Genomic DNA, 5,498 nt, shown 5'->3' on the forward strand with positions numbered 1-5,498 from the left:
AGCGCATCCTGCGGATGGCGCGGCGCTACGGCACCGCGAGCGGAAAGTTGTTCGTCGAGCGCTATGCGGACGCGCCGGGCGAGCGGGCGACACCGGCGTGGCAGGAGCAGCGCTGGGTGCGGCTGCAGGCGCTGCTGGTGGGCTTGCGCGGCTGGCTGAAGGGCGCGGCCTCGGCGGCGGCGAGCCAGGCGCACACGGTGCCCCTGCAGGAGGCGATCGAGGCGGCTCGGTGCGTGCGGCCGCTGCGCTGCCGCAAGCACGAGCCGGAGCAGCCGGACGAGCAGACGTGCCGCTGCGAGTGCCTGCTGGGGCCGGATGGCAAACCCGGCTGCAAGGACGAGACCCGGCCGCTGAAGCCCGACGAGGCGGCTCAGTTGCAGGCGCTGCTCGAAGGCGTCGAGGCGCTGGAGGCGAAGTTCCGAGAGAACGATGCGCCGCAGCCGTATCACCCGCTGCCGGCACCGGAGTTGCGGTTGCGCACGCCGGTGTAGTCATCACCCGTATGGAAGGCTCCGCCGGCCTTGGATCCATGGTTTGCTTGTGGCCCGAAGAAATCTGCCCAGGCTTTCCGCGCAAAGTCGGATGCACGATTGATCCACCAAGAATGCCCAACGGCCGTTCATGGACGGGCCGCAATCGTAGGTCATGATGAATGCTGGCTTGAAGATGTCCGCGATGAGCCGCTCGTCGCGACCGATGGACATCGAGAGCTGCTGATCTCCGGCATTCGAGTCGCACAGCTTGCATGTGAACTCAGCAGGGTTCACCTGCCATTCAGCAAGGCGCTGGCGCAGGCGTCGCAACGAGTCGATCCGAAGGACGACCTGCGGCAACTCGATCCGGAAGTCTCGAATCAGGGCGGCGTCCCTCAAGGGACGATCCCGTTGCCACATCTGCCGCTCGAGGGTCAGGGACCCAGTCAACTGTCCTTCGGTTTGCCAGGAACTTGCTGAACGACAGGCCATGCAGGCTCTTCCATCGGAGGACCTGATCGACCAAACTACAGGGTCCRGGTCGAGTTCAATCATGAGAGTCTGCCCGACCAGCAGATGACTTGTGAGGCCTTCCCGAGATGGGTGGCGCCGTGACCACGAACGCGGTATGAATCTGCCGTTCCTCGGTGCCATATCCCGCCTTCGACTCGGGCGACGACAAGCCCATGCGCGGCAGCCCGCAAGCACACTTCAATGGCCGCATCGACGTTCAGCTTCATGAGCGTGCGGCCATGCATGTCGAAGAAGTCCCGGGACGTGGTGTGAAGACGATTTCGTTCAAGCCGGGTCATCAACGATCTCCATTCACTTGACGAGGCGCTCGGTCGTGGGAGGTGTCCATCTCTTGAGGTAGTTGGCGGGATGCCCTCAGCTATGGAGTGTGGTACCCGGGGGCAAGGTCACTTCTTCGCTTGTCGCAGGGTTCCCGGCGACAGGCAGGGAGCGGAAACTGAGGCTCGAACAGCGCGGGCGAGAACGGAGCGCGAACGGAAACTGACCCGGGAGGAATTCCGGCGGCAACCACGACTTCTTGCCCCTCTCCTCCGCGAAGCACGAGACCGCACTCGACCATTACATCCTGGTCTTCGTAGATCAGTTTTTCGGCCCAGACCACGTCGATCGGCTGGAGTTCACTTCTATGGGTGACCACGGTCGTAGTTCCAGCTGGCGTCGAAAGGTGCGTCAAGCGGATGTTGAGGCTGCCGACCTCTTGCCACTCAGCTACCTCCGTGCAAGCAGAGGAAAACTCAAGCACGAATCCTGACTCGAAGACGAACGAAAGCTCCCAAGCCACCTGCAGCGTATGCCCTTCGGGCAAGACATAGGCGACCAATTTGCGGCCTTCCAGCAAGCGCCCGAGTGCTCCGCAATCAACTCCTTCGCACTGATACCTGAAGGCCCTCTTTCCGTTCGGCATCAACTCAGGGGTAGTGAAGGGTTTCATGGGGTCTGCTCCCGTTCGCTGGTATGTCAATGCTTTGTCCACCACTGCTGTTCTTTGGCCGGCCAAAAATCCCGTTCGCACCTATCAGACTCCCCGGCGGAGCCTTGTCGCCCGGTTGCCACGGACGCGCACCGCCGGTCAACTTCTGGAGATCGGCATCAAAGTCACCCGTCCCGCCGTACTCAGGTTTTAGTGGCCCGCTCGTGTGCTTCGTTCCACCCTTGTTGGGCCCGGCCCTTGGGTCCCCCTGATCCCCAACAAGAACGTCCGGAAGAGGAGGCACGTTGTCTGCCCCATTCTCATTGAACATCCGATCCCAGGCCCGCCCGAGCGCCTGCGCACAGCGCCCGTAGACATTGCTGACCGCCTCGCTGGCCGCCTGGATCGCGCGAATCGTCGCCTCGGCGAGCACCTTGTTCTCGGCGGTGCCCGGCACGGCCGCCGGCGGCAGCGGGATCGGCAGGCCCGGCATCGGGGCGTACTGCAGCCCGCTCGGGTCGACGTACCCGGTGGGCTGGCTGTCGACATAGCTGTAGGTGTTGATGCCGCCGACCAGCCCGATCGGGTCGGACTGGTGGTAGCGCCCGGTCTGCGGGTCGTAGTAGCGCTGGCCGTTGTAGAACAGCCCCGATTCGGCATCGGCGTACTGGCCGGGGAAGCGCAGCGGGAAGGCGAGCGGGCCGAGGCCGCTCGGGTCGATCTCGGGCGCGGTGCTGCCGAAGGGCTCCGCCAGCCAGCGCCAGCGCGTGGCGCCCTGCAGGTCGACGACGAGCCGCGGCGTGTCCAGGTGATCGGCGTGGATGAAGTGGATTCGCGGTGCCTCGCCGGCATTCGCTGCGGGCATCACGATCGCCACCGGGATGTGGCCGAGCCAGACGTATTCGCGCACCGCGGCGCCTGACGCGTCGTACTCGCCCAGCAGTTGGCCCTGGTGGTCGTGCACGAAGATCAGCGTGCCGGCGGCACTGCCGTCGCTCTTGCGGATGCGCTGCCCACCGGTGTCGTAGCTGTACGCGGTGGTGACGCCGTTGCGGGTCAGCGTGGCGAGCTGGCCGGCGAGGTTGTAGGTCGCGCCGTAGTCCGCGCCGATCACGTGGCCGGCGCTGTCGTGCGAGAAGCTGCGTGCCGGGTTGCTGATCGCATTGAGCCGGTTGCTCGCGGGTTCAACGGCGTAGCTGCTGGCGCTGCCGTTCAGGCTGAGCACATTGCGGTTGCCGGAGGCGTCATAGCTCAGCGCCCAGCTCGCGTGGGCGCTGCCCACGCTCGTCAGCCGGCCGTTGCCGTCGTAGCCAAACTGCTGGTCCAGCGCCGGCTGCGGCGTGCCGTCGGGCAGCCAGTGCGTGTAGCCCGCGACGCGGTCGGCCGCGTCGTAGGTGAGGTCGCGGAACATCGGCCCGAGGCGCTGGCGCACGATGCGCCCGCTCAGGTCGCGCCAGCGTTCGTGAGGCAGCGGGCCGGCCTGCATCTGCCAGGCCCAGCTGCGCACCGCGCTGCCGAAGGGCTCCCAGCGGATCTCGCCGAGCAGCGGCACGGCGGCATTGCCCGCATCGGTGGCGAAGCTCAGCGAGGTGGCCTGGCCTTGCGTGTAGCCGATGGACAGCACGCCGCCCGACGGATAGGTCAGCGCGGTCAGCTTGCCGCGGGTGTAGGTGTACGCAACGGTGTGCACGACGGGCGCGGGGTTGGCGCCGCCGACAGCCTCGATGCGCTGCACGGTGGCAGCAGGCCGGCCCTGGCCGGTGTAGCGGTACAGCGCCGAGCCGGCGGGGAAGCGGCTGCTGGTGAGGCGGCCACCGCCGTAGGCGAAGTCGGGGCCGGTCTGGCTGTACGACCAACCGAGACTCAGCTCCGCTTCACCCGGGCGGCTGAAGACGAGGCCGGTCAGCCGGTGATCGGGGTCATGACGGTAGGTGGCGAGAACACCGCGACTGTCGGTGCGCGCGCGCAGGGTGCCGTTCGCGTCCCACGTGAGCGTGGTGGTGCCGGTGTCGGGGCTGATCACCTGCGTGACGTCGCCGAAGCCGTTGCGCACGTAGCGTGTGGCCAACGCACGCGGGTCGGTGACCTGGGTGTTGCGGTTCAGGCCGTCGTAGGTGAAGCCGGTGCGGCCCTGCAGCGGGTCGGTCCGCGCCGTCAGCCGGTACAGCCGGTCGTAGGCGAAGCGGGTGTCGAGATTGAGCCCGGGCACCTCGGGGGCCTGCGTCTGCAGGGTCAGCTGGCCCTGGGCGTCGTACTCGTAGCGGGTGACCGGTGCCGGGGACACCGGCGCAGGGGGCAGCGATTGGGCGTTGGCATCGAAACACACCAGCGCGGCTGCGGCGAGAACCGGGAGCAGCATTCGCATCGTCATCATGGCCGCTCCACCTGTTGCTGCACGCGCCCGAGCAGATCGATGCTGCGAGCCAGTTGCCGGGTCAGCGCGCCGTCGGGGGCATTGATCGTTTTCCCGGTCACGTTGCCTGCGGCGTCGAGCTGGAAGCCGATGCGGTGGCCGAGGTGGTCGAAGGCCGCGGTCCGGCGATGCGCGTCGTCGTAGGCGTAGCCGACCCAGCCGCCGTCGCCATCGCTGATGCGGGTCAGCTGGCCGACCGGGTCGTAGGCGAAGCTGACTGCTTCGCCATCCACCGTCGTGCTCAGCAGCCGTTGCATCGCGTCGTAGGTGTTGTTCGTGACGCTGCCGTCGGGCGCGATGCGCTGCAGCACCTGCCCATGGCGGTTGTAGGCGGTGAACTGCGTCACGTCGCCAGTGGCCGTGGTGATGCGCTGGAGATCGCCCTGCGTGTGGTCGGCGGTGGTGTCGGCGTAGTGAACGTAGGTGGTGGTCGTTTCGCCGTTCGATCCCTGCTCGGTCGCGGTCAGAACCTGCCCGTACGCGTTGTAGGTCCAAAGGGTGACGCGATCCGGCTCGGCCTGCAGCGATGCACCGAAGCCGAGGTGTCCGTCGCCGTCCGTGGTGGACTGCACGACCTCCTTGCACAGCACGGCAATCGGCTTTCTGTCGGGCAACAGCGCATCGGCGGGGGCGCAGGCCGCCGGTGCCTGCGCATTGAAAGGGTCAGGCTGCCCGTTGTAGATGCGGGTCACGATGCGGCCGGGCTCGGCGCGCCGTGTCTCGAACCGCCAGTCCGGGTGCCACTGCCGGCTGAATTTGCGGGTGGTCGCAGGCAGCACGGCACCCTCGGCGAGCATGACTGCGCAGCTGTGCGAGGTGCTCAGTCCCTCGACGCGCCGGATCTGCCGACGCCTGTCGTCGTACGCAAGGCAGACGCGCGCCTGGTTGAAGTCATCCTTCTCGATGAGATTGCCGGCGCTGTCGTGCAGCCAGCGGCGCGTGGCGGCGGAACACCCGCTGCCGGCAGGCTGCGAGGCCGAGTTCAGGAAGGCCACGCCGCCCAGCGTCTGGTAGCCCAGCACGCGAGTCGCCCCCAGGGCGTCGGTCACGGTGGTCGAGCCCGCCGCATACGCCAGCACGGTTCGGTCGACACCGCCGGCACGTTCTGAACTCGTCGCGCGTCCGCTGTCGTCGAACGACCAGCTGGCGTGGCGTGCACCGTTCTGAT

The 5,498-nt window shown here is 67.1% G+C and carries 5 protein-coding genes and 1 pseudogene; 3 read left to right on the forward strand and 3 right to left on the reverse strand.

Annotation, left to right across the window (positions count from 1 at the left end):
* From AC1D01_RS18760 to AC1D01_RS18770, 3 genes are all read left to right on the forward strand, one after another.
* A partial coding sequence (locus AC1D01_RS18760; protein ID WP_477868905.1) for a hypothetical protein occupies positions 1–491 on the forward strand: 491 nt, incomplete at its 5' end.
* A 99-nt stretch (positions 492–590) separates the two neighbouring features.
* Positions 591–953 (forward strand): hypothetical protein, encoded by a 363-nt coding sequence (locus AC1D01_RS18765; RefSeq protein WP_477868907.1) that lies wholly within the window; start codon positions 591–593, stop codon positions 951–953.
* Positions 954–1,159: 206 nt separating this feature from the next.
* Positions 1,160–1,306, forward strand: coding sequence for a hypothetical protein (locus AC1D01_RS18770; RefSeq protein ID WP_477868908.1), 147 nt, complete (start codon positions 1,160–1,162; stop codon positions 1,304–1,306).
* Positions 1,307–1,365: 59 nt separating this feature from the next.
* On the opposite strand, the gene AC1D01_RS18775 is transcribed toward AC1D01_RS18770, so the two are convergent.
* From AC1D01_RS18775 to AC1D01_RS18785, 3 genes and pseudogenes are all read right to left on the reverse strand, one after another.
* Positions 1,366–1,938 (reverse strand): hypothetical protein, encoded by a 573-nt coding sequence (locus tag AC1D01_RS18775; RefSeq protein ID WP_477868910.1) that lies wholly within the window; start codon positions 1,936–1,938, stop codon positions 1,366–1,368.
* Positions 1,916–4,291: an RHS repeat domain-containing protein gene (locus tag AC1D01_RS18780; protein WP_477868912.1), complete on the reverse strand. Its 2,376-nt coding sequence runs from the start codon at positions 4,289–4,291 to the stop codon at positions 1,916–1,918. Before AC1D01_RS18780 ends, AC1D01_RS18775 begins: the two co-directional genes overlap by 23 nt.
* Positions 4,288–5,498, reverse strand: a pseudogene (locus AC1D01_RS18785) (RHS repeat domain-containing protein); the annotation flags it as partial. The pseudogene AC1D01_RS18785 and the gene AC1D01_RS18780, both read right to left, overlap by 4 nt.

The sequence above is a fragment of the Rhizobacter sp. P3_B12 genome, from assembly GCF_056402895.1.